The sequence below is a fragment of the Frateuria sp. GZRR33 genome (assembly GCF_051900425.1).
In the GTDB taxonomy this organism is placed as follows: Bacteria; Pseudomonadota; Gammaproteobacteria; order Xanthomonadales; family Rhodanobacteraceae; genus Frateuria_A.
On sequence record NZ_JBHZGK010000002.1, the window covers coordinates 126,198 to 152,155 of the forward strand.

The 25,958-nt window shown below is 63.7% G+C and carries 27 protein-coding genes; 12 read left to right on the plus strand and 15 right to left on the minus strand.

Translation table 11 applies throughout. The features are described 5' to 3' along the window. Positions 1-86: 86 nt before the first annotated feature. Positions 87-422, plus strand: coding sequence for a hypothetical protein (locus ACFWZU_RS02945; protein WP_439699918.1), 336 nt, complete (start codon positions 87-89; stop codon positions 420-422). Here the strand turns inward: ACFWZU_RS02945 and ACFWZU_RS02950 are convergent. Beyond that, entirely contained in the window at positions 376-1,317 is a 942-nt protein-coding gene (locus ACFWZU_RS02950; RefSeq protein ID WP_439699919.1) for a ribonuclease H-like domain-containing protein, read from the minus strand. The two genes, ACFWZU_RS02945 and ACFWZU_RS02950, sit on opposite strands and share 47 nt — an antisense overlap. Next, positions 1,314-3,680 carry a DEAD/DEAH box helicase gene (locus tag ACFWZU_RS02955; RefSeq protein WP_439700168.1) on the minus strand — a complete coding sequence of 789 codons (2,367 nt, stop codon included), beginning with the start codon at positions 3,678-3,680 and terminating at the stop codon, positions 1,314-1,316. Before ACFWZU_RS02955 ends, ACFWZU_RS02950 begins: the two co-directional genes overlap by 4 nt. A 230-nt stretch (positions 3,681-3,910) precedes the next feature. Between ACFWZU_RS02955 and ACFWZU_RS02960 the strand changes: the two genes are divergently transcribed. From ACFWZU_RS02960 to ACFWZU_RS02975, 4 genes are all read left to right on the plus strand, one after another. After that, complete coding sequence (locus ACFWZU_RS02960; RefSeq protein ID WP_439699920.1) at positions 3,911-4,879, plus strand: SOS response-associated peptidase family protein; 969 nt, start codon at positions 3,911-3,913, stop codon at positions 4,877-4,879. A gap of 36 nt (positions 4,880-4,915) precedes the next feature. Further along, positions 4,916-5,209 carry a hypothetical protein gene (locus tag ACFWZU_RS02965; protein WP_439699921.1) on the plus strand — a complete coding sequence of 98 codons (294 nt, stop codon included), beginning with the start codon at positions 4,916-4,918 and terminating at the stop codon, positions 5,207-5,209. Next, complete coding sequence (locus tag ACFWZU_RS02970) at positions 5,178-5,708, plus strand: 2'-5' RNA ligase family protein (protein WP_439699922.1); 531 nt, start codon at positions 5,178-5,180, stop codon at positions 5,706-5,708. The genes ACFWZU_RS02965 and ACFWZU_RS02970 overlap by 32 nt, the downstream gene beginning before the upstream one ends. 323 nt (positions 5,709-6,031) lie before the next feature. Continuing rightward, positions 6,032-6,223: a hypothetical protein gene (locus tag ACFWZU_RS02975; RefSeq protein WP_439699923.1), complete on the plus strand. Its 192-nt coding sequence runs from the start codon at positions 6,032-6,034 to the stop codon at positions 6,221-6,223. 54 nt (positions 6,224-6,277) lie between these two features. On the opposite strand, the gene ACFWZU_RS02980 is transcribed toward ACFWZU_RS02975, so the two are convergent. Both ACFWZU_RS02980 and ACFWZU_RS02985 read right to left on the minus strand, forming a co-directional pair. After that, on the minus strand, positions 6,278-7,039 hold the full coding sequence (locus tag ACFWZU_RS02980; protein ID WP_439699924.1) for a S1/P1 nuclease: 762 nt from the start codon (positions 7,037-7,039) through the stop codon (positions 6,278-6,280). A gap of 61 nt (positions 7,040-7,100) precedes the next feature. Beyond that, positions 7,101-7,319 (minus strand): 2-hydroxyacyl-CoA dehydratase, encoded by a 219-nt coding sequence (locus tag ACFWZU_RS02985; RefSeq protein WP_439699925.1) that lies wholly within the window; start codon positions 7,317-7,319, stop codon positions 7,101-7,103. A 189-nt stretch (positions 7,320-7,508) separates the two neighbouring features. Between ACFWZU_RS02985 and ACFWZU_RS02990 the strand changes: the two genes are divergently transcribed. The 7 genes from ACFWZU_RS02990 to ACFWZU_RS03020 all read left to right on the plus strand — a co-directional run bounded on the left by ACFWZU_RS02990 (position 7,509) and on the right by ACFWZU_RS03020 (position 16,282). Then, entirely contained in the window at positions 7,509-8,078 is a 570-nt protein-coding gene (locus ACFWZU_RS02990; RefSeq protein WP_439699926.1) for a LexA family protein, read from the plus strand. Positions 8,079-8,351: 273 nt separating this feature from the next. Continuing rightward, a complete protein-coding gene (locus tag ACFWZU_RS02995) occupies positions 8,352-9,140 on the plus strand; it encodes a hypothetical protein (protein ID WP_439699927.1) in 789 nt (262 codons plus the stop codon). A gap of 401 nt (positions 9,141-9,541) precedes the next feature. Next, entirely contained in the window at positions 9,542-10,861 is a 1,320-nt protein-coding gene (locus ACFWZU_RS03000) for a GTPase-associated system all-helical protein GASH (RefSeq protein ID WP_439699928.1), read from the plus strand. Between the two features lie 172 nt (positions 10,862-11,033). Continuing rightward, positions 11,034-11,819, plus strand: coding sequence for a TRAFAC clade GTPase domain-containing protein (locus ACFWZU_RS03005; protein ID WP_439700169.1), 786 nt, complete (start codon positions 11,034-11,036; stop codon positions 11,817-11,819). A gap of 3 nt (positions 11,820-11,822) precedes the next feature. Then, entirely contained in the window at positions 11,823-12,659 is an 837-nt protein-coding gene (locus ACFWZU_RS03010; RefSeq protein WP_439699929.1) for a hypothetical protein, read from the plus strand. Between the two features lie 6 nt (positions 12,660-12,665). Continuing rightward, entirely contained in the window at positions 12,666-15,155 is a 2,490-nt protein-coding gene (locus ACFWZU_RS03015) for an effector-associated domain EAD1-containing protein (protein ID WP_439699930.1), read from the plus strand. Between the two features lie 26 nt (positions 15,156-15,181). Continuing rightward, entirely contained in the window at positions 15,182-16,282 is a 1,101-nt protein-coding gene (locus ACFWZU_RS03020) for a caspase family protein (RefSeq protein ID WP_439699931.1), read from the plus strand. Positions 16,283-16,760: 478 nt separating this feature from the next. Here the strand turns inward: ACFWZU_RS03020 and ptsP are convergent, their stop codons facing one another. The 11 genes from ptsP to ACFWZU_RS03075 all read right to left on the minus strand — a co-directional run bounded on the left by ptsP (position 16,761) and on the right by ACFWZU_RS03075 (position 25,946). Next, positions 16,761-18,509, minus strand: coding sequence for a phosphoenolpyruvate--protein phosphotransferase (gene ptsP, locus ACFWZU_RS03025; protein ID WP_439699932.1), 1,749 nt, complete (start codon positions 18,507-18,509; stop codon positions 16,761-16,763). Then, positions 18,506-18,775: an HPr family phosphocarrier protein gene (locus ACFWZU_RS03030; RefSeq protein WP_439699933.1), complete on the minus strand. Its 270-nt coding sequence runs from the start codon at positions 18,773-18,775 to the stop codon at positions 18,506-18,508. The genes ptsP and ACFWZU_RS03030 overlap by 4 nt, the downstream gene beginning before the upstream one ends. Beyond that, positions 18,768-19,160 carry a PTS sugar transporter subunit IIA gene (locus ACFWZU_RS03035; protein WP_209616384.1) on the minus strand — a complete coding sequence of 131 codons (393 nt, stop codon included), beginning with the start codon at positions 19,158-19,160 and terminating at the stop codon, positions 18,768-18,770. Before ACFWZU_RS03035 ends, ACFWZU_RS03030 begins: the two co-directional genes overlap by 8 nt. Before the next feature lie 166 nt (positions 19,161-19,326). Beyond that, a complete protein-coding gene (gene rapZ, locus ACFWZU_RS03040; RefSeq protein ID WP_439699934.1) occupies positions 19,327-20,232 on the minus strand; it encodes an RNase adapter RapZ in 906 nt (301 codons plus the stop codon). 8 nt (positions 20,233-20,240) lie between these two features. Further along, positions 20,241-21,143 carry an HPr(Ser) kinase/phosphatase gene (gene hprK, locus ACFWZU_RS03045; RefSeq protein ID WP_439700170.1) on the minus strand — a complete coding sequence of 301 codons (903 nt, stop codon included), beginning with the start codon at positions 21,141-21,143 and terminating at the stop codon, positions 20,241-20,243. Between the two features lie 373 nt (positions 21,144-21,516). After that, positions 21,517-21,840, minus strand: coding sequence for a ribosome hibernation-promoting factor, HPF/YfiA family (gene hpf / locus ACFWZU_RS03050; protein ID WP_439699935.1), 324 nt, complete (start codon positions 21,838-21,840; stop codon positions 21,517-21,519). Positions 21,841-21,964: 124 nt separating this feature from the next. Then, positions 21,965-23,407: an RNA polymerase factor sigma-54 gene (locus ACFWZU_RS03055; RefSeq protein WP_439699936.1), complete on the minus strand. Its 1,443-nt coding sequence runs from the start codon at positions 23,405-23,407 to the stop codon at positions 21,965-21,967. Between the two features lie 100 nt (positions 23,408-23,507). Next, entirely contained in the window at positions 23,508-24,227 is a 720-nt protein-coding gene (lptB, locus tag ACFWZU_RS03060) for an LPS export ABC transporter ATP-binding protein (RefSeq protein ID WP_439699937.1), read from the minus strand. Between the two features lie 3 nt (positions 24,228-24,230). Beyond that, positions 24,231-24,836: a lipopolysaccharide transport periplasmic protein LptA gene (gene lptA, locus ACFWZU_RS03065; protein WP_439699938.1), complete on the minus strand. Its 606-nt coding sequence runs from the start codon at positions 24,834-24,836 to the stop codon at positions 24,231-24,233. After that, on the minus strand, positions 24,802-25,404 hold the full coding sequence (gene lptC, locus ACFWZU_RS03070) for an LPS export ABC transporter periplasmic protein LptC (protein ID WP_439700171.1): 603 nt from the start codon (positions 25,402-25,404) through the stop codon (positions 24,802-24,804). The genes lptA and lptC overlap by 35 nt, the downstream gene beginning before the upstream one ends. Beyond that, positions 25,395-25,946, minus strand: a complete 552-nt coding sequence (locus ACFWZU_RS03075) for a KdsC family phosphatase (RefSeq protein ID WP_439699939.1) — start codon at positions 25,944-25,946, stop codon at positions 25,395-25,397. The genes lptC and ACFWZU_RS03075 overlap by 10 nt, the downstream gene beginning before the upstream one ends. Positions 25,947-25,958 lie beyond the last annotated feature (12 nt).

Below are 25,958 nucleotides of genomic sequence, written 5' to 3' on the forward strand. Positions count from 1 at the left end.
AGGCTCGTAGTTCCGGCTTGCCTGCGATACTACGAGTTTCGTAGCATCGCGTACAGGCAACCAACTTTGGTTGCACCGGAGCCACCATGCCTCTGCAACTGCTCTTCAGCGAAGACATCGAAGTTGGGATCCCGTTGGATCCGTCAATCCAAGAGGCGTGGCAGATCCAGTACGAACGTTCTCTGGAGGCAGGGAGAGCAGAGGGCTTTCAAAAGCGACTTGCAACGAGCTTCGCGCAGGCATTGACCGATTGCCTGGACGCAGACCTGAAGCCACCCACGGACGCACAGCTGCGATACGCGACCAGTATCGCTCGTGAACTCGGGGTTGCCTTGCCTCCAGAGGCGCTGCGGTTTCGTGGCGCCATGGCAGACTTCATCGGACGGTTTGCAGAGCGGCTTCGTGAGAAGAGGGGGCACTAGTCCCTACGCAAGCCTGCTCTTGGTCATCGATTTGGTGCGTAGCAGGCTTACATTTCGTAGGCACGTATTCTCCAAGAGCTGACACGTGCAGCAGTACACCCGCCAAGCTGCGCAGGTCTTGGGCGTTGTGCTGAGCTACGCGACGCAGGTCAGTTGCAGGTCCACCTCGAAGGAAGGTTAACCAGGCAGCTGGCGCCTCTGATCCTGGGAGGTCGTCGTCGCGTACCACTTTGAGGAGCTGCCGTTCGGCAGTCGCGAGGCGACAGTTCTCCCACACACCCTTCCAGCGCCGACGGACGGGGTGGAGCAGGTCAAGGTGACCGAGGCCGATGAGCGGGTTGGGCAGCCGAGCTAGGCGATAGCGGGTAGCGAGTAGCGGCGCGTCGTAGCACTTTCCGTTATAGCTGACGAGTACAGTGTCTTCGCGAAGCCATTCGGCGAAGGCCTGCAACATCGCCGTCTCGGCGGCCATGGTGGTGATCGTCAACTGGCGCAACCGGAACCGGCCGTCTGCCTCCCAATGAGCCGCGCCGATCATGAACGCACGCGTGCCAGTGCCGCCGGCGAGCCCGGTTGTTTCCGTATCGAAATGAACCAGTCGGCCGCTGGCGACCGGCTCACTCCAGCGGGCGAACGCCGTGTCGATCACGGGCGGCGGCGGGAGCCAGTCCACCACCGCTTCCGTGAGGAACAGTCCGCTTGCGATCTCTTCGCCAGGCACGAAGCGATCCGTTGAAAATGTACGGGGTTCCGCGCGCTGCAGCCGCGAACGGCCCTGGATCAGGCGCAGCACGTCGGCGGCCAAGTTGGGTTTCGGCGGCGCCACCTCGGCCGCGGAAATCGACAGCCCGGATTGCGCGCGCAGTTGACGCAGCCGGTCGGCAAGCGCGCTCACAGGGCCCCCAGCAGGCCTAGGACCCGCGAGGCCAAGGCCTTGGGCGTGTCCCCGGCCGCTTCGTCCGCGGCCAGGATCGGTCCGACGCAGGCCGGGCAGCCGGCGGCGCAGTCGCAGCGCTCAACTAACGTTATGGCCAGGCGCACCAGATCCTCGCGGCGCTCGAACAACGGCGCGCTCAGGCCCACGCCGCCGGGGAAGGCGTCGTAGAGATAAACCGTCGGGGTGAAGGGTGCATCGGACGCCAGTGCCGTTGGCTGTCCATCCATCCCGCGCAGCTGGCCGCGGCCCGCGATGTCCGAGGCGACGAACCACGCCCCGTCGGCACTTCCCACCGACTTCTGCAGGTCGCGCGACTCAGCCATCACTGCCACGGTGGCGACAATGTGCAAGGCATAGGCGGCCCCGAGGAAACCGTCCAGTGCCTGCTGCCGGCCATCAAAGGCCTGTTCAAGCTCGCGCTGGGCAAGCTGCCACCAGACCGCGGTGGTGTGCAGCTCCTGGTCAGGCAGGTTGACCGGGCCGTAACCGATGTTTTCGTGGGTGTAGTAGCGGATCTTCTTGTAGCCGGCCACGCGCCGGACCACGTGCACCTCGCCGTGGTGGGCCTCGCCGCGCCCCGCGCTGGAGCTGCCGAAGCTGTCGAGCACCTTGAGCTTGGTGTAGTCGATGGCGTCGGTGTAGTAGTCCACGTGGGTGCGCGTCACGAAGGCCTTGCGGCCCTCCCAGTCCAGCCGCTCGACCTGGTAGGGCACCGACTGGATCATGTGGATCGCCCCTTCATAGAGCGTCACTGGCACGGCGGTGTAGTCGACTTCGGCAATGATGGTCTGCTTGCCGCCGGTGCGATCGACGACCACGAAGTTGCCATCGGCCACGCTGCGCAGCGAGACGGCGTTGGCCGGATAGCTGTCGGCGATCCATTCCCAGCGGTCGCCCTCGCGGTGCAGCACGCCCTCCTCGCCGAGCACTTCCAGCCAGGGCGTGGCCGTACCCGGCCCGAATACCTCGTCGCCCACGAACGGAAGCTCGAAGGCCGCGCAGCGGATATGGTCGAGCAGGATCAGCGGCTGGTCGGCCGCGATGCGCGCATGCTCGGGTGGGGCGCCTTCGAAGAACTCCGGATGGCGCACCAGGTACTGGTCCAGGGGATCGCTGCTGGCTACCAGCACGCCCAGCGCCGGCTGCTGACGCCGGCCGGCCCGGCCGAACCGCTGCCAGGTCGCCGCCATGGAACCGGGGTAGCCGTTGAGCACCACGACATCCAGGCTGCCGATGTCCACGCCCAGCTCGAGCGCTGAGGTGCTCACGATGCCGTCGATGCTTCCGGCACGCATTTCCCGCTCGGCGGCCCGGCGTTCGGTGGGCAGGTAGCCGCCGCGGTAGGCGCGGATGCGCGGCGGCTTGCGCGGGTCGTGATCGAAGACGTCCTTCAGGTACTTGGTTAGCACCTCGACCATCGTGCGGCTTTGCGCGAACACCAGCGTCTTCATGCCCGCCTTGATGGCCAGCCGGGCGATCCGGTTGGTCTGCGAACGTGCCGAGGCGCGTAGACCAAGATCGGGGTTGACCACGGGTGGATTCCACAGCAACACGTGCTTGTCGCCCGAGGGCGCACCGCTCTGGGTGATGGCGGTGACCGGGTGTTCGATGAGCGCCTCGACGTGCTCCTTGGGGTTGCCGATGGTCGCCGAGCACAGGATGAACTGAGGGGTGACGCCGTAGAACGCGCACACGCGCTTAAGCCGGCGAATCACGTTGGCCACGTGTGAGCCGAACACGCCGCGGTAGGTATGCACCTCGTCGATCACCACGTAGCGCAGGTTCTCGAAGAACTGCGCCCATTTCGTGTGATGCGGCAGGATTGCCTGGTGCAGCATGTCAGGGTTACTCACTACGATGTCGCCGTGCAGGCGGATCGCTTGGCGGGCATCGCCGGGGGTGTCGCCATCGAACGTGAAGGCCTTGACCCCCAGCTCGCCGGCCTTGTTGAGCTCCAGCAGCTCGGCAACCTGGTCCTGGGCCAGTGCCTTGGTCGGAAACAGGTACAGCGCCTTGGCACCTTGCTTCATCGCGGCACTGAGGACCGGCAGGGTGTAGCAGAGGGATTTGCCGGATGCGGTCGGCGTCACGATCGCCAACTGCTCGCCGCGCTGAGTCGCGTCCCAGGCCTCGGCTTGGTGGCTGTAGAGCGCCTCGATGCCGCGCGATCGCAGGGCCCCGGCAAGTGCCGGCGGAAGGCCCGCAGGCAAGGGAGCAAACGAGCCCTCGCGGCCCGGCACCACGAAGGAGCCGGTGACGCGCTCGGCGTAGCGATTGGATAACCGTTGGGCTAGCGCGCGCCCGTCGCTCGGGCCGCGCAGTACGAGATCGTCCGACGCTTGGTAACGATCAGGGAGAGCGCTGTAACGATCAGGGAGAGCGTTCAATGGGAGCCACCTTTGGTACTTGGTGGCAGTAGATCGAGGGCGCGTCTCGCCCGATGAGACTGGCAGGCAAGCTCGTTGGTTGATGACTGGCGAGGTGCGCACCTCCGCGCGACCTCGACGCCCCGGCCGGTATGCTGATCCCTCCCTACGCCGGAGCGTCCGCCATGTGCTACTCCGCCCAGATCAAGGCCGACTACGTCCGCTATGTGCGCCACTTTGGCGCGACGGTCAGCCTTCAGCGCTTTACCGAGCTGTTCTGGGAACGCCGCCGGGACGGCACGTGGTCGAAGATCCCCAAAGCCCTTCGTGAAAGCTTCCGGCACCCGGATAGCGAGGTGGGCTTTGAGCTTGCCAAGCTCGTGGCTGAGGGGGATCGCGAATTGGAGCAGCGCTACCGGGAGGATCTGGCGGCCCAGCGGGAGCGTCTGACCAAGGCGGAAGCAGTGCTGGCGGGCCCCAAGCCCACCAAGAAGGCGGCCGAAGACAAGCGCATCGCAACAAACAAGATCGCGGCGACAGAAGCCAACCTGGCGGCACTCCAGCGGCGTGACCTGGTCGATGACGATGCTCGAATCTTCCCGGGTTCGTATGCGCCTGTGCTGATCGAGCGCGATGGCCAGCGGTTTGTGGTGCCCATGCGCTACCAGTGCCGCATGCCAGACTGGAGCGCGGCCGTGGAGCGCAAGTATCCCGGCACCTACAACGCCCGGCGGGACAAGCTGGAGGAATCCTGGAGCCAACTCTTTGGCTACCGCCATGGCATTCTGGTGGTCACACGCTTTTATGAGAATGTGGCCCGCCACCGGCTCGAGGGTAGAGCGCTGGCAGAGGGAGAAAGGGAGGAGAACGTGGTACTCGCCTTTGACCCGCAGCCGCCTCAGGACATGCTGGTGGCTTGTCTGTGGAACGTTTCCAAGGGCGCGGACAACGGATCGGACCTTTTCACCTTCGCGGCCATCACGGACGAACCACCCCCGGAAGTTGCGGCCGCAGGCCACGACCGCTGCATCGTCCCGATCAAGCCCGAGCACGTCGATGCCTGGCTGAATCCAGCCGTGGCGCCACGCGAGGCCCTGTACGCCATTCTGGATGACCGGGCGCGGCCGTACTACCAACACAGGCTCGCCGCGTGACCGGACGGCGTCGAGACGACCGCGTAAAATCGAGCCATGACTGAGCCCACACCCGAAGGCCGCCGCCGCTACCCGCATACGCAAGGCTATTTCCCGGACCCATCGCAGATCGAAGCTGCCCCGGACCGCGAGCTGCCGTGCACCTGTGTCCATGGGTGCCCGAGCCGTTGCGCCGGAGAATGTGGCTGCAAGGCCTGTGAGCAGGCCTTTGTCGAGTTCTGCGACGTCGCGGGGTTGTACGGCCCGGGTGAGTTCGACGAGGCCGCGGCGCTCTCGGCCTACCGCGAAGTGCATGCGCATGGCGGCGTTTCTGGCCGTACTGACGCCTGAGGCCGACCCGGTTGTCGGCCCTCTGCGAGAGCGCTGGGACCCCTCAGTGCGGCGTGGGCTGGACGCGCACATCACCCTCCGTTACCCCTTCCTCCCGCTCAGGGCGCTTAGCCCGCGCGACCAGGCGATGCTGGCGGACGCGGTCGCCTCTGTGCCGAGCTTCCACTACACCCTTGCGCGCGTTTCTCTCTTCCCGACGACTGTGTTCCTCGACCCCGAACCGATGGCGTCGTTCGTCGCCCTACGCGCGGCTGTAGAAAAGATCTTCGAGCGGCGCTTGCCTGAGGATCCGTTCCCGCGATACGCACCGCACCTATCGGTCGCGCGCCATGTACGAGATGCACGCGAAGAAGTGATGGCGGCGCTCAACGCAGCATTGCCTGGCGGTGGCGAGGGAATTCGTGCAGCGTGTAGGGCGGTCGTGCTGCTCGAGCGAACCGGTGGCGGCCCATGGCAGGTGCAACTGCAGCTGCCGCTCGGTAAGTCTCACCCCATCTGAGGGGAATCGAGGCTGGGTCGACATCGAGCACCAGCGATGCGACGCCGTTCGACTGCGATAGTGGGCGCTGCCATGCCTTGGCAGCGCACCCGGGCAGTTGTCGGCATTGCCTTACAGATTGGGTCGCGGGCGCCTGATAGGCAAGCACGGTGGCGCCGAACAAGCTATGGCTGCCCCGCGAGTCAGGACCAAGGCGACAGGGAGTCAGGCGCGAGCCGACCATGGGTGTCCAGGCGCGGACCGATGACCGGGGCCCTTCCTTACCTGGTGTGTGGCTTATGCGGTCTGTCTTTTGCGTCGAAGAAGGCGTCGTTGGCTGGCGTGTGCGTCAAGGTGCGACCTGCCTGGCCGACGCACTTGCGCTAGCCAGCGCCATCAAACATGCGCGCAAGCTCGGTCGCGACTACCACGAGCGCACGGGGTCTGAAGTGACGGTGGAGCTGGTGATTCCCGAGAAATCGTTGCTGCTGGAGCAACATCCGCCGCGAACATTCGAAGCCACGGCCGCCGCGTAGAGTTTGGATGCCGCTTCGCGATGCAGCGGCAGTGGATGGCGGCTGCGTCTGTCGTTAGCCCAGCAACCGGTTGAGCACTGCGGCCAGTCGCAATCCTGCCTGTTCCAGACGCTGCTCGACCACGGGATGCCATGTCCGAACGTATTCCGTACTGATCTTGCGGGGTGGGTAGAAGCCTGGCAAGCTGAACAGCGCGCCGCTCTCGTGAACCCAATCCTCGACATCTCCACCGGTCGCCACTTGGGGCAGGTCTCGCTCGATACGCTGAGCCAGTTCGGTGGGCGCTTGCCCAAATGTTTCGATCAGCCCCGTGTCCCAAACGTGGTGTAGGTTCGAGCCGCGACCCTGCCAGCGCACCTGGTACGTATTCCCGCCCTTGTCGTCACCGTAGCCGGCATGCAGAGGTTGGTGGGCGTCACCCACCAGGTGGACCACGTAGCGCAGCGCTTTCGCCCGGTCCTCGTCCGAGGCATGGCGATTGCCCAGGACGAGCTCCTGGCGTTTGAGCGCAGCAACGAGGCATTGATCGCCGCCTGGACACAGATCTGGTGAGTAATGGAGGTCCGAGCCGCGCGGGAAATTGACGTAGTGCCACTTGCTGGTGGCGGGACTGCGGTGCTCGTCGGCCCACGAGGCGATGGATTCCAGCGTGGCACCCGGTTCCAATGCGAGCAGCCGCTGGACTTCGGCACGGGCGGCGGGCGTCAGGTGACCGTCGGCAATTTGGGAGACGACGTTATGGCCGTCGCGGCCCCATGCGTAAAGATGGTTGGCGGGCAGGAGGAGGACGAGAGCAAGCAGGAGGCGTGTGTGCATCACGCCATGATAACGGGTGGCCTTGCAGAGCCATGGGGGGCGCGAGGTCCGAATACCAGTGCTATCGCGTGCGCGCCGCGATGAGCTGTTGCAGATAGGCGATCCCTTCTTCTTCCGGAAAGAAGGTTACGACGTCCGCAACCGTCAGGCCGTATCGCTTCCTGAGGGCAAGAAATTCTTCTTTCGCCTGTTCCATATGGGTCTTGGGTGAGCGGCTATTCGACTCAAGAGCCGCAAGTTCGGCCTGGAAGCGGCGAAAGGCGTCGGTAGGTACGGTCATGCCCTCATTCTCCCATGCGGTGGGACGGTGATCACCCAGCCGAGGGTGCAGGCGCAGGGCAGTACCGACCTAAAGCACGTCATGGCCTTGGATCTCACGCGCGTGGCCGGTTGGGCGCCAAGTCTCGCGTCCTGAGCCGGAGGGCGTGGTAGCTTTGATTTCTGTCCCAGAAATCAAACCAGCATGAGCATGTCCAGCAACAACCGCGGGGGCACCCGCCCCGGGGCCGGCCGACCCGTCGCGCCCTCTCAGCGTATCCGCGTCCCCGAACCCCACGTGCCCGTGGTGCTCAGCCTGATCGAACGCCTGCGGCGGGAAGAAGCTGATGGCGTCGAGCACATCGGCGCCGTCGCCCAGGAAAGCCCTTGGCCGCTGCGGCACTTCACCGAGGTGCCGTGCGGCTTTGCGTCACCCGCCGAGGACTACGAAGAGAACCCGATCGATCTCAACACGGTGGTGATGGACCCGCGTCATCGGGAGGCAACCTACCTGGTGCGCGCCAAGGGCCACTCTATGACCGGCACGGGCATCAATGATGGCGACGAGCTGGTGGTCGATCGCGCACTCGAACCCCGCAATGGCTCGATCGTGATTGCCGTCTATCAGGGCAAGGCCACCTGCAAGCGCCTGCGCTATATGGCGAACGGGCGCCCGTACCTGAAAGCTGAAAACCCACACTACGAGGATCGCGTCATCGCCGAAGGCGACGAATTCGAGGTATGGGGCGTGGTCCGCTACGCCTTGCACAAGCTCATCTGATGGAACACTCACTTGGACTGCGATCCCGCTAATCTTATGGCGTCGCTACGCATCACATCGCTGGGAGTCAGGGTGAAGTGACGTTGACTGAGATAGCTCGCCGATATGCGCTCGTGCGGACGTTTGTGGACCGTGGCGTTGCCGCCTACTATGGCTGTGATATTCCTTCATCAAGTGGTCCGCGAGGTTTTATCCAGTAAAGCTACAATTTCTCGCCTTAGCCTCATCCAGGTGAGCGCGCGTTCACGTAGTCCTCAATCATAGATTTAATGTATGAGCCAACTCGCGGTCCTGATTGGTCTAATTTCATTCCCGGGCTTGATCGCGACAATTGTGTGCGACAAGCTTCTCGTCCATGCTGAGCGCTGGAATACCTTCAAGTACACTGTTTACACGTTCGTGTTTGGAGTTAGCTCGTACGTCTTGCTACAAGGGATTGTTTGGATTGTTAGTGCCTTTGATAGGCACATGCCATTCCTGCAGCCGAGGGTGTCTCTTCAATTGTGGGGGACACTCATTTCTGGCCGCGACCTTAGCTTTACGGAGGTTGCCTGGGCGACAGGTCTATCCCCTGCGGTTGCGCTCTTTGCTACGACTTGCGTAAACAAGAAGGTTTTGCATCGTCTGGCGCAAAGTGTTGGCATATCCAGTAAGTACGGAGACGAGAATCTTTTCAGTTATTTCCTGAACTCTCCGGATGTGTATTGGGTCTATGTCCGAGATAAGACCACTGGGCAGACGTATCGCGGCTTGGTTCGTTCGTTCTCCGAGACGAAAGAACTGCAAGAGGTCGTTCTTACGAACGTAACTGTTTACAACTACGAAGATTCCAGCGTGCTGTACGAGCTGGATGCGATTTACCTCAGCAAGCCGCTCGGGACGTTTGTTATCGAAGCACCATCATCGTTACATCAAGGGAATCCAGATGACAGACAAGCGATCGCCGCTCAACGAAGGCACGGAACGCCGTCAGGTGAAGGGAGGCCTGATCAGGGAGACAAACAAGCGTCCGCCGCCGCCACCTCCGCCCCCGCCCCCGCCACCCAAGAAGAAGTGAGGTAGGTAACCAAACCGTTCAGGTCGAAGCCGCTCCGCAACTCGGCGAAAACTGAGCGTTGGCTGTGCTCTGCTTGCGGAGGAGATGCGGCTGCGTCGACCTCTCTAGGTAGTTTCAGCTAGGAACAGGGTCCCAGGACAATCCGCGGGGAGGGAATTGTTGCAGTTCCGAGCTCGGGCACGGGTTCATCGAGCGCGCACTCGATCGCGGACGGAGTGCCGCCGAGCCGCACTGGGCCATCAGAACATGCGCTTCCGCTGGTTCCGGCGCGGAGGTCGAGGATGCAAGTTATGCTGACCGGCGAGCGTCAGCCGTGGGGTGTTCGATTCAAGCTGTTAGGTGGATTCGGCGAATAATTGGGATTTCGTCAATTATTCCGGGGTAGTACGACAAATCAGGAGCAGTGATGGAGCATGAATTTCTTCTGAGATTTCTTGAAGTTGGAATAATTGATTTAAAAGGCGATGACGCGAAGCTAGACAAGCTGCGAGCTGCCACAAAAGAACTGTCTGCAGCTCTCCGGAAATCACCATCAAAGGCCATCAGCTTCACGATGGTGGCGGCTGACCCCAACATTCCGGCTACGGAGCCAGTTCTAGATGAGGCAATGACCGCACTTCGCAATCAGTGGCAGACTGTTGCAAACGCATTTGCCGGCCGTCCTGTCGCCGTATTGCGGGCCATATTGCTCGACGCAACCGTACAAGCGGCGCGAGCTGACGACGGAATTGCTGTCGCCTTTGTGAACACCGCTCGCAATGCTCTTGCACATTCAGAAGCTTCCGACGAGGGCGAGATTTGGCGCGAGGCGGTTAGCGAAATTGAGATAAAGGTCGATGCGCGTGCTGAAGCAGAGTGGGCAACGCCTGAGACGATTACGGTCGACCCGATGAAGTATACCCCGCCCGATCCATTGCCTGTGGATTATGCGGTACCCACGGTCGGTCGGGATGATCTCAAGGCAAAGATGCATTCTGCTGCCGGGCCGTGGGGGCCTGCGGACCCTAATCCTTACTCACCACAAAACAATGCGAGCGCCTGGTCGCAGGAATTTGCTAGCAGGATGAGTGTTGCGATCTCGGAGGTGCTCGATGAGATGGCTGAAGAGCTTGCGCCAGCTCCCATCGACTTCTCGGGCCCGTTGTCTACGCTGGCGCAAGCGGTCAGCACGCACGTCGACAGGGCCTTGGCCAGCTTCAGTGGCGCGACGGCAGGACTCCAGCGCCGGACGAACCTTCTTTGGTGGAAAGAGGCGCTGTATTCCCCAAGTACTCATGCAAGCTATCTAGACGTTCCGCCCTTCGAGGCGTCCGCAATGATGGCGTTCGACCTACACGAGCAGGTTCCAACCTACTCGCCTGCGAGCGTGTCGGCTTTCCTGCGGGAAGCTATTCGCTGTCTACCGGCTGCAACCAGTGACGAATGCAGGGGTGAGCGGGAGATTCTTAGACTAGTGCATGAAGCACGGGCCACCAAGCTCATGGAGCCCTTCCGCGCGCTTGCGGCTCAGTACGCACCTGCGCCAGCTGGGCGAGGACCATTGCTATCGATGATTGGGCACCCGCAGGATTCCGGAACCGCCGATCCAACGGCGTTTCGCGCCCTAAGCGGTGTGGACGCTTCGTTCAAGATGACCCCGTCTGAGTGGGGCACATACTTGTTTCGAGAGCTTCAAAGCGCACGAGCTACCTGTGGCGGTGCTTCCAAGCGACCCAAGAAAAAGTAGGGTGCATATGCATAGGTGTCCTCACCCCAAATGTTTTGCTGACGACAACACCACCTGCACGCTGGGCCATATGAGGCTCGACAGGTGCCCTGAGTGGAAGGCTGTCAGCAATGACACCGCAATTGCGGTGGTGGAGGGTGACCAAATGCTGCTCCCATGGAGCGGCTTAGCGATGGGAGAGGCCGACCTGAACTTCTTGAGCGGGAAGGTCAAGCCCATCACAGTTGGTGTCGTAGGCCCAGAAAGCGCAGGTAAGACGACCATCTTGGGGGCGTTCTATCTTCTGCTGGGTCGAGGCGCACTAACTGCCGAGGGCAATTCGTTTAGTAATTCATACACTTTGGCAGGCTGGGAGGCGGTGGCAGCCTGCTTGCGGTGGAAGCCGGGTCAGCCTCCGAGCTTCCCGTCCCACACGTCTAGCCGAGCGGCTCGAGCACCAGGCATGCTTCACCTTGCCTTTCGCAGAAAGGATGGAGCGCTACGCGACTTTCTTTTCGCTGATGCACCAGGAGAGTGGTTCCAGAAGTGGGCTGTCAACGAGCAGGCGCCCGACGCCGATGGAGCACGTTGGATCGCTCGGCACGCAGACGTCACTCTGCTGATTGCCGACCGTGAAGCACTCGCTGGCCCCAAGATGGGGGCGGCGCGGAACGATTTTCAGTTGCTTGCCCAGCGTGCGGTAGCCGAGTCCCGTGGTCGGCGATTAGCGCTCGTATGGACTAAGGGCGACGTAGATGTAGCGCCAGCCATGGAAGCTCAGATTAGGAAAGCGGTCGCTCCAGACTCATCCAGCGTCCCGGAATTTACGGTGAGCGTGCATCCACGCGGCGATCTCGACGCTGGTGATGGTTTCCGGGGGCTCTTCCAATGGATTCTTGGCAGCACGCGGCTTGGGGTTGACCTGCCCGCGACAGGAGCGTCTGGTCACGATCCTCTCTTTCTATTCGGTAGGAGATAGTCTGTGGCCCCTCAACAAACCATCCTGCTAGTCGGTGAGTCAAACGTTGGCAAAACTCACTACGGGGCCCAGTTTTTGAAGCGTTTGATGGTGAAAGCATGCGCCCTCCGGATGTCAGGTGCGCCGACAAACCTGGAGGCGTTTACTACCGCCCTCAGTTGCTTGACCGAGGGTAAGTCGACTGATCACACACCGGCTAGCACGTACGTCGAGAGCGTTTGGCCGATCAAGGATGAAGCGGGCCGCGAAGCCGAGTTGGTTTGGCCGGATTACGGCGGTGAACAGGTTCGCCACTTGGTCATGCAGCGCCGGATCCCGCCCGCTTGGCGCGAGCGAGTGGTAAAGGCGTCCGACTGGGTCTTTCTGATAAGACTGCATACATTCCGGTCTGAAGACGATTTGTTCTCACGTCCATTGCGCTCGTTCGCCGCGGCTGAGTCCGGCGCCGAGGCAGCCGCTTCGGAATTGTCGGACCAGGCGCGGACAGTTGAGCTCCTGCAAATGCTGCTCTACTTGGCTCAGCTTCATTTAGACCAGCCTCTTCGCACGCCTCGTTTGACGATTTTGTTGAGCTGCTGGGATGAGCTTGATACGGAAGAGCTGCCAGCTGACCTTCTGGCGGCCCGGCTGCCGATGCTGTGGTCGTTCGTTCGCAGCAATTGGTCGTCGCTCACTGTGATAGGTCTATCGGCGCTGGAAAGACCTCTTAGCAAGACGGACGCAGACCAAGAGTATGCAATTCGCGGCCCTGAAGAGTTCGGCTATGTGGTGCTACCAAATGGGGAAAAGAGCATGGACATCACGTTGCCTATCTACCGCCTGATGGCCCGCGAGACCTAAGCAATTATGCGAGTCGAGCAGGCCGTTTATGGGGAGATCGAAGGTCGAGGCCACGGGCTCCGGTGGTCAAGCACCGACGCCCCAATAGCCACCACTGTCGCATCAAGGCTCGATCTCCCTGATACGGTACCCCCAAGCGTCCAGGCGTGGTCACCATTCGTCCGGGGCTTCCCTATTGATAACTATTACGTTATTGCGCGCACCTTCGTGGATCCTGAAGCGTCGCGGGGCGGAATGGTTCTGACTCACGCGTTGATCGCCGCTCTGGATGATGTCTCTGAACTTGGCTGTCTGGCCGGGCTATTCGAGCGGCTGGCTCGCTCGGTCGCCGATTGCTCCGCCTCAAGAGAGGCTCTTGAGCTTGAAACTCCGTGCAGCGCGCACACGCCTGCTGCGGAACTGGTCGGAGCTGCCAACGCGCTCGCCTCTACGGGATTAGCTCCAGTTGTCCGCCTAGGAGTGGATGAATTTGAGAGCGTTATCGATTCTCTCTGGCGGAACCTCTGGCCAAGCTTGAGACGCACTTTCGCCTTCCGGCTGAGCTTCGGCCCGAACGACTTGGTAGAGCGACCCACGCCGTTGCTTGTATGCACGCCCGAGCAGCTGCAAGCTCGATGGACGAAGTACCGCACAGTTCAGCGAGACGACCAAGACCCCAATTCCGAATGTGCCAGAATTCTGAGCGGCCGGCGCGATGTCCACCATATTCTGACGCTCGCTAAGAGCCTATCGCTCGAGATTTGTACGCTCAGGGAGCTCGGCCGATTTGAACAGCTGCATGCACTTCTCGCCGGCAACGAAAGCCTCGTAGATCTGTTGACTGCCATACGCTTGGTAGACGGCCTCTCAGTGCAGCCTGCGCATGGAGCAGAAGTTAAGGATCAGCTACTCGCTCGTAGCGCCCGCCTGATTCCAGGGGCGGGATGCAGGCAGTTGCTGCAAATGAGGAACTTGGCGCTTGTCGGATTTGCCAACACGCATCGGCTATGGTCGGCGGTAGAACGCTTGGTCAGCGGCCTCGAATTTGCCTCAGCAGATGACGGGGACCTCATTGAGATCGTGCGGACATTGGCCGATGAAGAACTTGCAGTGCCCCAATGGCGCGGGGCTGTGACAGCAGGCCTTTTGGCTGCGGCTAGCCGAGATGAGCGAGCAATCTTTCCAGCGATTTGGAGATGGGCTGGACGTAGCCAAGATGCCTTCGCAACGGTCTTGGGAATTCTCCCGGCTGATGCAGAGGTTGAGCAGCAGCTGGCAGACGCATTGCCTAGAAAGTTCAAAGCTGGAGCTTTAGACGACTTGTGCTCCTGCCTGTTGCAGAAGAACTGGCTTAATGCACACGGAGCTGTGCTTGCTTCGTCGCTTTCCCCCCTTGATGCCACTAAAAAGCAGCTCGGAGTGGACAGGAACCCGCGTCACTCTGCTGGGCTGCGGTCGGCGCTCCGTTACGCAACACCTCAAGAGATGCTGCTATGCACGCTTACTCATAAAGACTTGCGCTTGATTGAGTTGTGTGCGGACGTAGCCGCCGATCATCCTCAGATCCTGTCTGCCTTACGCTGCGACGATCTCACCGAGCAACAGCTGTGGGCCGCCGCGATGAAAAGGAAATCCGCTCTATGGGATGCACCCGAAAACGCCGTTGCAGTGCGCGACAACCTACTAGATCAACTGAACAAAGGGAGGCCAGTCGATGCCAGCCTTATCGAGGCACTGTCACAGACGCCTTTGGCCGACCTGAGCAGTAATCCTCAAAGGGCGAAGCTGTGGTCCCTCCTTCCTTCACAACGAGACCGTTACCTACAGGCTACCGCAAACGGGTGGTTGGACATGGCTGCGAAGGGCGTAGCAGTTGCTCCCCCTGAGGCGCCTCTAGAGGGTGTCATCCTGGCGCATGGGAGTCTTAGCTCGACACTCGGAAGTTCATCCGTAACACTGGATGCACGCCTAAAGATCATCGGCGCCCTTCCATCCTTCCAAGAACAAGCTTTCATCAGTTGGCTCCGCGATCTCTTGGAAAGGGACCGCAACCTTCACCCGGCGGATGCTGAGCAAATGGGCGCACTTGTTTCCTCCCGCCACTGGGCACGAGTAGCGAGCTGCCTGGCGGAGTACAAGAGCGCTCACCGGCGATCAGACCTAATGCCGGCGCTCCGTCTGTGCGCAGACCTGCTCGGTTTTACAATGTGTTGGTTGCTAGGAATCTCAAAGCCTAGCGCTGCCGAGAAATGGATCGCTTTCGAGAGCGAGGTTTGCGAGCTCTATCCCAGCGGGCCGGACAGTGGCGAGATTTGGTCACGTGCCGGGGGGAAAAATTCCGAGTTGCCCGGAATCTCTCAAAATGGAGCGGCGCGTTGGCATGGCGCGTTGCACCAGATCCGTTATGGTGGCCGTCCAACTGCGCGTGAGCTCCTCACGGTGATGTGCAAAGATTTTCCTGGAAACTACAAGCTTCGCCTATATGCTAGCGACCCCGATATCGTTAGCTGGCGTTAACCATCGCACACTCTCTTAGCTGAAAGATGAAAGCAATTGGATACCCGCAAGGGCACGCTCTTCTCATTGGCGTGGCAACCTACCAGAAGATCTCTAACCTCCCTGACGCGATCCTCAATGACGTCAATGATATCGCTGCGACCCTAACGTCGCCGGGCTACTGTGCTTATGATCCCCGGAATGTCGTTACTCTTCTAAACGTCGACGCTACTCGAGCTGCCGTGTTGAAGGCGCTAGATGAACTGGCTGATAAGGCGAGCGCTGAAGACACGGCTTGCCTGTTCTTCTCCGGCCACGGCGCGATAGTGAGTGGCCTGAGTAGTGAGGAAAGCGTACTCGCCACATTTGATAGCGACCTAGCTAGTCTAGAGACCACATCGATTAGTTCGGTGGAATTATCGGTTGCCCTCAATAAAATCAAAGCGTCGCGACTACTTGTCTTCATCGATGCTTGTCATGCTGGAGGTGCGGCAATCTCTAAGACCATGACCGATGGAAGCGGGCGAGATCTAAAATTCGGATACAGCGAGAACGCGTTCTCGAGGTTGGCGGTCGGGCGTGGACGCGCCTTGATGGCATCGTGCCGCTCTGATGAGGAGTCAGCTGTAATCCATGGGGCTAGGAATAGCGTATTCACAACTGCGTTGCTGGCAGGCTTGCGCGGGGCTGCCGACAAGAGCGCAAGCGGCTTCATTCGGCTTTTCGACCTCTTTCACTATGTATCCGAGGCGGTGCCTAAGCTGCTTGCCGATGCCCAGCATCCAGTTTTCAAGGCTGACAATGTCGAAGCAAACTTTCCTGTGGCTCTTAGCCAAGGTGGTAGGAAGTCCTTGTGCGGCCCGAAAGTTGCTGACGAAGTACAAGAAACGGACTACTGGTCAGCTCTTGAACAGATATTGATTGAGCTCTACCCATTCGGACCAAACGATCAGGAAGTGTGGAGCCGTGCCGGTGGTGATCTATCCCGCCTCCAGTCGAAGTCCACCGGTCAAGCTGCTTGGCACGTAGCGCTTCGCACGTTGAAGCAGGGCGGTGGAGGCAGAAACATCAGTCTCGAAAGCTTACTCAACACAGCAAAACAAGATTTCACAGACAACCCTCGGCTTTATAATCTGCGTATACCTTAACTGGGCAACGAATTATTCAGGGATCTCCCGGTTCTCCGGGACTCGACAAGGTTGTTGCGTACTGCTGCGTGCAGTCTTCGAAACGAGACAAAACGAGCTCGTGCGCGTTAGATTTGGAGAGCTACGTTAGCTCGCTGCCTAGAACTGCGTCACCTGAAGACGACGCTCAGGTATCAAGAACCCTTCTAAAACCTACCATCGACCCTTCTTAGTATTTTCGATCCTAAACCCCCGATCCGTCGGGGGTTTTTCTTTTGCGAGATGGGACTTCTTGCGGCGGCATCAGCGTCTGGGGATAACCAGCGATCGGGTCACGACGTTGCGCTGCTTGTCCTGTGCGTCGAGAGCAGGCCATGCCGAAATGAATAAGCGCATCCGGGCCCCGGAATCACCGGCATGAGCTGCCGAGGCGCGGGTGCCTGAACTTCCCGGTGACGTGCCCAGGCCGGTCGAATGACCGCAGGTCTGCGCTTTGGCGCTAGGAGCCGGCGGGCTCCTGGCCCGCGAGTTGCGCGAGCAGCGCCTCGACATCCTCGTGGGTGTGCGCACGAAGCAGACGTGGCGCCTCGCGGCGCAGGCCGGCGTGGTCGAGGGTGGCCAGGCGGTCGCGTACGTGCAGGATCTGGCTGGGGTGCATGCTGTATTCGCACAGGCCCAACGCCAGCAGCAGGGCGGTAAAGCCGACGTCGCCGCCGATCTCGCCGCACAGGCTCACCGGCTTGCCGGCGCGGCGGCCGGCGGCGATGACGTAGGCGATCAGGCGCAGCAGCGCCGGTTGCAGCGGGTTGTAGATGTTTTCCAGGCCGTCGTTGCCGCGGTCGGCGGCGAGCACGTACTGCGCCAGGTCGTTGGTGCCGATGGCGAGGAAGTCGGCGTGTTCCAGCAGCGCGCGCACGTTGAGCGCGGCGGCGGGGACTTCGACCATGGCGCCCAGCGGCAGCTTTTCCGGCAGGTCGACGTTCTCGTGCTTGAGGTCCTCGCGTGCCAGCTTGAACAGCGTGCGCACGGCGATCAGCTCGTCCGGCTGGGTGACCATCGGCACCAGCACGCGCACCGGGCCGTAGCACGCGGCGCGCAGGATCGCGCGGATCTGCGTGGTGAACACGGCCGGATAGCGCAGCGACAGGCGCACGCCGCGCACGCCCAGTGCCGGGTTGTCCTCGCCGCGCAGGGCCAGGCCCGCCGCGTCGGCCTTGTCGGCACCCAGGTCCAGCGTGCGGATGGTGACCGGCAGGCCGCCCATGCCCAGCACCAGATCACGGTAGGCGTTGAACTGCTCGTCTTCCGACGGCAGGCCCTTGTGCTTGAGGAACAGGAATTCGGTGCGGTACAGGCCCACGCCATCGGCGCCGCGGGCGCGCGCCATGGCGATGTCGGTGGCGGTCTCGGCGTTGGCAAACAGCTTTACCGGCACGCCGTCGCGGGTGCGCGTGGGGGCGTTGGCGAGCTTGGCCAGGCGCCGGCCTTCGGCCGCGGCCTCGCGCTGCCAGGCGCGGTAGCGGGCGAGATCCTGCGCGGTGGGGTGGACGATGGTTTCGCCGCGTTCGGCGTCGAGCAGGATCAGGTCTTCGTCGTGGATGGTGGCCAGCGCGTCCCGCGTACCGACCAGCATCGGCAGGTCCAGGCTGCGCGCCAGGATCGCGCTGTGCGAGTAGGCGCTGCCCGAGCTTGCCACGACGCCCAGCAACCCGTTGCCGACCAGGTGCGCCATGTCGGCCGGTGCGATGGTGTCGGCGACCAGGATCTCGCCCACGCGGGCGGCGAGCTTGCGCTCCTCGCGGCTGGTCTGGCGCTGCAGCGCGGAAATGACCCGGTTGATGACCTGGTCGACGTCCTCGCGGCGGCTGCGCAGGTAGGGGTCGTCCATCGCCTCGAACACCTTGGCCAGGCGGTCGCGCTGTTTCTTCAGCGCCACGCCGGCGCGGTAATGGCCGACGCGGATCAGGTCGTCCAGGCCGCGCAGCAGTTCCTTGTCGTCGAGCAGGAGACTGTGGGCGTCGATGAATTCGTTGACTTCGCGCGCCAGCGCGCCGTGCAGGCGGCCGCGCAGTTCGTGCAGTTCCTGCCGCGCGGTGTCGAGCGCGCGGTGCAGGTTCTCCAGTTCGCCCTCGATTTCGTCCTCGGCCAGCGGGCGGGTGTCAACGAGGTAGCGGCTCGGCTGTACCAGGCGTGCGCGGCCCAGGGCCATGCCCTTGGAGGCGGCGGTGCCGGGCAGCAGTTGCCTCATGCGCCCTCGTCGAACTTGCGCTCGAACAGCGCCACGACGCCGGCGAGCGCTTGCGCTTCGTCGGGCCCGTCGGCGCGCACGGTGAGCGGGGTGCCCAGGCCGGCCGAAAGCATCATCACGCCCATGATGCTCTGCGCGTTGACCTCGCGGCCCTTGCTGACCAGCCACACGGTGGACTTGAAGCCCTGCACGAGCTGCACCAGCTTGGCCGAGGCGCGCGCGTGCAGTCCGAGCTTGTTGGAGACGGTGATTTCCTGCTCAAGCATGGTCGATGAAGATTCCTCCGCGGCCGCCATGGGCAGCCACCTGTGCCAGTTCGTCCAGCGGTTTCTCGGCGTAGTTGAGCACGCGCAGCAGCATCGGGAGGTTGAGCCCGGACACACAACGCAACCGTACCCCCAGCGCCGTGAGCGAAAGGCCGATGTTGCAGGGCGTGGCGCCATACAGGTCGGCCAGCACCAGCACGCCGTCGCCCTGGTCGAGCTCACGGGCGTGATGGGCGGTGAGCGTGCGCATCACGTCCGGGTCGGCGTGCGCCGGTACCTCCACCGCATCGACCCTGAGCGGCAGCTTGGGCATGACGTGGTGAGCGGCAGAGATCAGCGCCTTGCCGACCGCCTCGTGGGTCATCAGGAGAACGCCGACGCTCATGGACGCAACCCCGCCGGGCGGCCGCCACCGCGGCCCATACGTCCGCCCCGCAGGAGCGCACCTGCGCGCGACCCGGATGCGACGGCGTGTCCGGATGCCGTCGCAGGGCCAGCATGGCAGTCGCGCACAGGTGCGTTCCTGCAGGCATGAAAAAAAGCGGACATGATCATTCGAGCTCGCGATGGAAGGTCAGCACGCCTTCGCGCCTGGCGCGGTAGTGCTGGGCCAGGCGCTCGACCAGGTACACCGAGCGGTGCCGCCCGCCCGTGCAGCCGACCGAGATGGTGACGTAGCTGCGGTCGTCCTGTTCGAAGCGCGGCAGCCAGGCGTCGAGCCAGCGGGCAGTGTCGGCGAAGTATTCGCCAACCATCGGGTCGGCCTCGAGGAACTCGCGCACCGGCGCATCCTTGCCCGAGAGCGGGCGCAGCTTCGGCTGCCAGTGCGGGTTGGGCAGGCAACGCGCGTCGAACACGAAATCCGAGTCCAGCGGCAGGCCACGGCGGAAGGCGAACGACTGGACCATCAGCGTGAGACCTTCGGTAGCCGCGGCGTAGCCGGTGGCGATCAGCCGGCGCAACTGGTGCACGTTGAGGTCGCTCGAGTCGATCACCTTCTCGGCGATGCCGATCAGCGGGCGCAGCAGGCGGCGCTCTTCGGCGATCGCGTCGGCCAGTGACACACCGCGGATCGCCAGCGGATGGCGCCGGCGGGTTTCCGAATAGCGCTTGATCAGCACTTCGTCGCGACAGTCGATGAAGACCAGGTGCACGTGCACGCCAGCCGCCGCCAGGTCGGAAAGCACCAGCGGCATGTGCTCGAAATCCTCGCCGCGGTTGCGCACGTCCACGCCTACCGCGATGCGCCGACGGCGTCCGCCGCCATCGCGGCGCACCGACTGCACCAGTTGCGGCAACAGGCCGCTGGGCAGGTTGTCGACGCAGTAGAACTCCAGATCCTCCAGCGCGCGAAGCGCGACCGTCTTGCCGCCGCCGGACATGCCGGTCAGCACCACCAGATGCACGGCGTTGGGATCGTTGAGGCCGGTCGTCGACGCGGTTTCGTTCGTAGTCATGGGAGAGCTCACCACGGCGGAAGCCGGCGCATCTGGTGCGCCTGGCGATCGATGAAGGTTTGTGCGGGATCGATGCCCTTGCTCTTGAGCATATGGTGGCGCACCGCCGCTTCCACCAGTACCGCCAGGTTGCGGCCGGGGGCGACCGGAATGGTGATCATGGGCACGGAGACTTCCAGGATCTCGCGGTGGCTGGTATCGCCGGTCAGGCGCGTCGCCGCATCGATGTCCTCGCCCTCGCGCAGCGGCTTCAGGTGCACGACCAGCCGCAGGTACTTCGAATGCTTGACCGCGGTGTGGCCGAACATCTCGCGCACGTTGAGCACGCCCAGGCCGCGCACTTCGAGCAGGTCCTGCAGCAGTTCGGGGCAGGTGCCGTCGATCACGTCGGGCGCGATCAGGGTGAACTCGGTGGCGTCGTCGGCCACCAGCCGATGGCCACGGCTGATCAGTTCCAGCGCCAACTCGCTCTTGCCCGAACCGGACTCGCCGGTGATCAGCACACCGATGGAGAAGACCTCCAGGAACACGCCATGCAACGTGATCCGCGGCGCCAGCAGGCGCGCCAGGTGGTACTGCATCCAGGTCAGCAGCTCGTGGCCGCGCTTGGCGCTGATCCACAGCGGCGTGTGGGTCTCCTCGGCCACCTCGCGCAGGTCGGAGGGGATGGTCTGGTCCTTGGTCACGATCAACGCCACCGGCTGGTAGGCGGCGATCTTGTGCATTGCCTCCCAGCGCTGGCGCGAGTCCAGGCTGTCGAGCCAGTTGAGCTCTTCGGTACCGATGATCTGCACCTTGTTGGGGTAGATCACGTTCAGGTAGCCGATCAGCGACGGGCGCCGGGTGGCGGTGGCGCCGGGCTCGAGTACGCGCCCTTCGCCACGCATGCCCGACACCCAGCGCAGGCCCATGCGCTCGTGGACACCGTCGAAGAGTTGTCGTGCGGTCAGGCGTTCCAAGAGGTTTCCCAGCCGTATGGCAATGGGCGCCATTGTGCCAGCTATGCGGGCGAGGGCGGGGGTGAGAGGGTGTCGCAGGGACGATCGATGCGCTCGCGGTATCTGGCTTGCGTGCTGGATCCTTGCCGGTTCACGGGGAAGGTGCCTGCGGGGCGGATGGGTGAAGCCCTGCGGCGGGCTGACACGGATATCGCTCGCCAAAGTCGCTCCCAGCCGCCTGTCGGCAGCCTCCCGCGGCCGCGGCGGCGGGCTTGATGTTGGGCACGTCGCTTCGGGCAAAAAAAGACCCGCCACCGGGGCGGGCCTTTTTGCCGGGCGGGGGCGCTCAGCCGATCTGGCGGGCTTCCCGCGCCTCCTGCTGGTGCTTGTCGGTCACCTTGTCGCGATGGCGACGCAACTGCGCGGCGAGCTTGTCGAACACCATGTCGATGGAGGCGTACATGTCCGCACCGCACGCCGCCGCATGAAGCGCGGCACCCGTGGTGCTCAAGGTGGCGTCGGCGCAGTGCTGCAGCTTGTCGATCGACAGCACCATGGTCAGGCCCAGGCACCTTTCGTCGAGGCGGGTCAGGCGATCGAGCCGGGACTCGGCATGCGCACGCAGGGCGGGCGTGACTTCGATCTGCTGGCCGGTGAGTTGGAACTGCATGGGGCGCCTCCTCTGTTACGGGCCGCCGTGGGGCGGCGGGTTCGCATGCCGTGGCGGCATGCCGGTTCACTCATTCGTATGGGATCGTTCGGGCCGGTTCCAAGTGCTGGGTTTCAGGGGACGGTCAGCCAGCGCGCTGGCGCTCGCTGGAACTGGGGATGCGCAGGGCCTCGCGGTACTTGGCGACGGTGCGGCGGGCCACCTGGATGCCCTTGCGGTTGAGCTCCTCGGCCAGGGCCTGGTCGGACAGCGGCTTGCGTGCGTCCTCGGCGTCGACGAGTTTCTTGATCATCGCCTGGATGGCGGTGGCCGAGGCGCCGCCACCGTCCTCGGTCGAGACGCCACTGGAGAAGAAGTACTTGAGTTCGAACGTGCCGCGCGGGGTATGGATGTACTTGCGCGTGGTCACGCGCGAGATGGTCGATTCGTGCATGCCGACTTCCTCGGCGACCTCGCGCAGGACCAGCGGGTGCATCGCTTCGGGGCCGTAGTCGAGAAAGGCGCTCTGTCGGCGCACGATCGCGTCGGCGACCTTCAGCAGCGTCTCGGCGCGCGATTCCAGGCTCTTGATCAACCAGCGCGCCTCCTGCAGCTGGCCGCGCATCCAGCTGGCATCCTCGCCGCGCGCCTGCGCGATCAGGCTGCAGTAGTGCTGGTTGAGGCCCAGCCGGGGCTGGCAGTCGGGGTTGAGGCTCACCTTCCAGCGGCTGCCTTCCTTGTAGGCGTAGACGTCCGGCGCCACGTACTCGACCGGCGTGGCGTCGAGTGCGGCGCCCGGGCGCGGGTCGAGGCTGCGGATCAGCAGCGCCGCGGCGGCGACTTCTTCCTCGCTCGCGCGCAGCTTGCGCGCGAGCTTGGCGACGTCGTTGCGTGCGAGCAGTTCGAGTTCGCCGGCGACGATCTGCAGCGCGAGCCCGCGCTGGGGCGTGTCCGCATCGAACTGCTCCAGCTGCACGCGCAGGCAATCGCGCAGGTCGAGGCTGGCGATGCCGGTGGGATCGAACCGCTGCAGCTGCCGGCGTACCGCCTCCACCTCGTCGGCGCCCGCGTCGAGGTCCGCCGGCAACGCCGCGAGCACGCCTTCGATGCCTTCGGCGAGGTAGCCGTCGGCGTTGAGCGCGTCGATGATGACGGTGGCGATCAGGCGCTGCCGCGTATTGAAGGGCGACAGGTTCAACTGCCAAAGCAGGTGTTCCTGCAGGGTTTCTGGCGCGGCGTTCTGGGGTTCGAAGTCCTCCTCGCCGCGGCTGCCCGATGGCGCGCTGCTGCCGAGCGAGAAATCGATGGGCGCCTCGGCGGGGCCATCGGTCTCGCCCCAGTCGGCGCCGTCGTCCACGTTGTGGTCGACGGTGGGCGCCTCGGCCGGAGCGGCGCTGAAGCCTTCTTCTTCGGTTTCGCCGGGCTCCGCCGATTCTTCCTCGAACTCCAGCAGCGGGTTGCCTTCGGCGATCTGCCGAAGTTCCGCTTCCAGCTCCAGCTGCGACAGCTGCAACAGCCGGATCGCCTGCTGCAACTGCGGCGTCAGGGTGAGCTGTTGGTTGAGTCGGAACTGGAGTCCGGGTTTCATGCCAGCCGGTGCGGAGGGACGTGGGATCATCCTACCCCGGCGGGTGTGACGCGACCATAGCGATGGCAGGTGCTGGCGGGCCCTGCGTCACATCACCGCTTCAGAGCTTGAACTCGCGCCCCAGATAGACCTCACGCACCTTCTCGTCGGCAAGGATGTGCGCGGGCGTGCCGCGCGAGAGCACCTCACCGTCGTTCAGGATGTAGGCGCGGTCGCAGATGCCCAGCGTCTCGCGCACGTTGTGATCGGTGATCAGCACGCCGATGCCGCGTTCCTTCAGGTGGCGCACGATGCGCTGGATCTCGCCCACCGAGATCGGGTCGACGCCGGCGAACGGCTCGTCCAGCAGCATGTAGCGCGGCTGTGCGGCCAGCGCGCGGGCAATCTCCACGCGGCGGCGCTCGCCGCCGGAAAGGCTGATGCCTTTCTGGCCGGCAATGTGGGCGATCTTCAGCTCGTCCATCAGGCCTTCGAGCTGTTCGTTGCGCTGGCGGGCGGTGAGGCCCTCGCGCAGCTCCAGCACCGCCATGATGTTGTCGGCCACCGAGAGCCGGCGGAACACCGAGGCCTCCTGCGGCAGATAGCCGATGCCCAGCCGGGCGCGGGCGTGCATGGGCAGCCCGGTGATGTCCTGCCGGTCCAGCCGGATGGTGCCGCCGTCGGCCTCGACCAGGCCCACCACCATGTAGAAGCAGGTGGTCTTGCCGGCACCGTTGGGGCCGAGCAGGCCGACCACTTCGCCCTGGCGGATCGAAAAACCGAAATCGCGCACGACCTGGCGCGAGCGGTAGCGTTTCTGCAGGCCTTCGGCAGCGAGCATCGGTCAGGGCTGCCCGCTGCTGGTGGCGGGGGCGGGCGCGCTGGCAGCGGATGCCGGCCTTGTGGCGGGTGTGGCCGCTTGCGACTTCGGCTGGGGCTTGAAGATCATGTGCACGCGACCGTCGCCGCCGCTGTCGCCGGTCATCTCGCTGGTCTGCGTGTTGTAGGTGAGGCGGTCGCCGTGCGCCTCGCCGCGGCCCTGCTGGGTGATCGAGGCGTGACCCTGCAGCACGGCGAAGTCCCTGGCCACCTGGTAGTCGATGGTGGCGGCCGCGCCCTGCATCAGGTTGCCGTTGTCGTCCAGCTGCTGGATGTGCGCCGGGCTGCCGGTGAGCACCACGCTGTCGATCTCGGCGTTCGCATCGAAGTGCACCTTGGCCAGGTCGCCGGTGGCCTTCAGCGAGCCCTGGGTGATCACCACGTTGCCCTTGAGCGTGGTGGTGCTATCGGGCTTGCGGAAACCGTCGAAGTGCGAGGCCTGCACGTCCATCGGCTGGTCGCGGTCGGTGCGCTTGGCCTGTACCGGCGCCAGCACCAGCAGGCCCAGCAGGGCCAGCGCCCAGCTGGCGCGGGTGCTAGCGCGCGTGCTGGCGGGGCGGGAACGTGGCATGGACGTCATCGAGCAGCTCCAGGTGTTTGTCGTTGAGGTCGGCACGCATGCCGACGCCGTGGATTCTAGTGCCGCCCTGCACCAGCTGCGCCGGCGCGGCCGTCTCGAGACGGTTCTGCTTCGGCCAGGCGGTGACGTCGGACGTGTCGATCGTCGTGCGCGGCGTGTCGTCGAACGCGGCCCGCTCCAGGTGCACCGGCCCCTGCAGCTTGAGCAGGGTGCCGTCGTGGTTGACCCAGCCGTACAGCGAGTGGCCAAGCCAGTCGGGCACCGCCGGCTGGTTGGAGGGCAGGCGGAATTCGGGCGCGTTGATGTACAGCGATTCGTCGCCCTCGCGCCGTTCCAGTTGCGGCGCGTGGATCAGGAAGCTGGGCAGGCCGTCGGTGCCGTACTGGGTCAGCCTGAAGTCGGTCAGCGTGTAGCCCGAGCGTGGCGGGCCGACGAACTCGTTGGCCTTCGGCGGCGGGCCGATCCACCACAGCAACAGCTGGGCCACGCCAGCGAGCAGCGCGACCACGACGATGGCCGCCGCGAGGCGGCGATCGCGCAGCCACTCCCTCACCGCCAGCGCTCCTTCTCATTGCCGGCCTTGCCCTGGGCGTGCAGGATCAGGTCGCAGACCTCCCGCGCGCCGCCCTGGCCGCCGGCGCGGCTGGTGGTCCATTGCGCCTGTTCGATCACCCATGGGTGGGCGTTGGCCACGGCCACGGCGAGCCCGGCGATACGCATCGCCGGAAGGTCGGGCAGGTCGTCGCCGACGAAGGCGACCTGCTCGGGCGCCAGCTTCAGCGCGTCGAGCAGTTCCAGCAGGCACACTCGCTTGTCGCCCTGGCCCTGGTAGACGTGGGTGATGCCCAGTTCCTCGGCACGCAGCGCCACCGGGTGGCTGATCCGCGCGCTGATGATCGCCACCTGCACGCCATGCACCTGCAGCCGCTTCAGGCCCAGGCCGTCCTGCACGAAGAACACCTTGGTCTCACGACCGTCTTCGCCGTAGTACAGGCGGCCGTCGGTCAACGTGCCGTCCACGTCGAACACCGCCAGGCGGATGCCGGCGGCGCGGGCAAGCAGGTCGGCGGGGAGGTTGGTGAGGTAGGAAGAAGTGGGCACGGTTCGGAACTG

What these genes read in the sequence shown, in the direction of transcription:
- lptB (WP_439699937.1), bottom strand. Translation starts at nt 24,227, where the DNA reads ATGCTCGCTGCCGAAGGCCTGCAGAAACGCTACCGCTCGCGCCAGGTC.
- ACFWZU_RS03000 (WP_439699928.1), top strand. Translation starts at nt 9,542, where the DNA reads ATGGAGCATGAATTTCTTCTGAGATTTCTTGAAGTTGGAATAATTGAT.
- ACFWZU_RS02960 (WP_439699920.1), top strand. Translation starts at nt 3,911, where the DNA reads ATGTGCTACTCCGCCCAGATCAAGGCCGACTACGTCCGCTATGTGCGC.
- ACFWZU_RS02970 (WP_439699922.1), top strand. Translation starts at nt 5,178, where the DNA reads ATGGCGGCGTTTCTGGCCGTACTGACGCCTGAGGCCGACCCGGTTGTC.
- ACFWZU_RS03020 (WP_439699931.1), top strand. Translation starts at nt 15,182, where the DNA reads ATGAAAGCAATTGGATACCCGCAAGGGCACGCTCTTCTCATTGGCGTG.
- ACFWZU_RS03055 (WP_439699936.1), bottom strand. Translation starts at nt 23,407, where the DNA reads ATGAAACCCGGACTCCAGTTCCGACTCAACCAACAGCTCACCCTGACG.
- ACFWZU_RS02965 (WP_439699921.1), top strand. Translation starts at nt 4,916, where the DNA reads ATGACTGAGCCCACACCCGAAGGCCGCCGCCGCTACCCGCATACGCAA.
- ACFWZU_RS03035 (WP_209616384.1), bottom strand. Translation starts at nt 19,160, where the DNA reads ATGAGCGTCGGCGTTCTCCTGATGACCCACGAGGCGGTCGGCAAGGCG.
- ACFWZU_RS02990 (WP_439699926.1), top strand. Translation starts at nt 7,509, where the DNA reads ATGTCCAGCAACAACCGCGGGGGCACCCGCCCCGGGGCCGGCCGACCC.
- ptsP (WP_439699932.1), bottom strand. Translation starts at nt 18,509, where the DNA reads ATGAGGCAACTGCTGCCCGGCACCGCCGCCTCCAAGGGCATGGCCCTG.
- ACFWZU_RS03015 (WP_439699930.1), top strand. Translation starts at nt 12,666, where the DNA reads ATGCGAGTCGAGCAGGCCGTTTATGGGGAGATCGAAGGTCGAGGCCAC.
- rapZ (WP_439699934.1), bottom strand. Translation starts at nt 20,232, where the DNA reads ATGACTACGAACGAAACCGCGTCGACGACCGGCCTCAACGATCCCAAC.
- ACFWZU_RS03030 (WP_439699933.1), bottom strand. Translation starts at nt 18,775, where the DNA reads ATGCTTGAGCAGGAAATCACCGTCTCCAACAAGCTCGGACTGCACGCG.
- hprK (WP_439700170.1), bottom strand. Translation starts at nt 21,143, where the DNA reads ATGGGCCTGCGCTGGGTGTCGGGCATGCGTGGCGAAGGGCGCGTACTC.
- lptA (WP_439699938.1), bottom strand. Translation starts at nt 24,836, where the DNA reads ATGCCACGTTCCCGCCCCGCCAGCACGCGCGCTAGCACCCGCGCCAGC.
- ACFWZU_RS02945 (WP_439699918.1), top strand. Translation starts at nt 87, where the DNA reads ATGCCTCTGCAACTGCTCTTCAGCGAAGACATCGAAGTTGGGATCCCG.
- ACFWZU_RS03005 (WP_439700169.1), top strand. Translation starts at nt 11,034, where the DNA reads ATGGGAGAGGCCGACCTGAACTTCTTGAGCGGGAAGGTCAAGCCCATC.
- ACFWZU_RS02995 (WP_439699927.1), top strand. Translation starts at nt 8,352, where the DNA reads ATGAGCCAACTCGCGGTCCTGATTGGTCTAATTTCATTCCCGGGCTTG.
- ACFWZU_RS02980 (WP_439699924.1), bottom strand. Translation starts at nt 7,039, where the DNA reads ATGCACACACGCCTCCTGCTTGCTCTCGTCCTCCTCCTGCCCGCCAAC.
- hpf (WP_439699935.1), bottom strand. Translation starts at nt 21,840, where the DNA reads ATGCAGTTCCAACTCACCGGCCAGCAGATCGAAGTCACGCCCGCCCTG.
- ACFWZU_RS02985 (WP_439699925.1), bottom strand. Translation starts at nt 7,319, where the DNA reads ATGACCGTACCTACCGACGCCTTTCGCCGCTTCCAGGCCGAACTTGCG.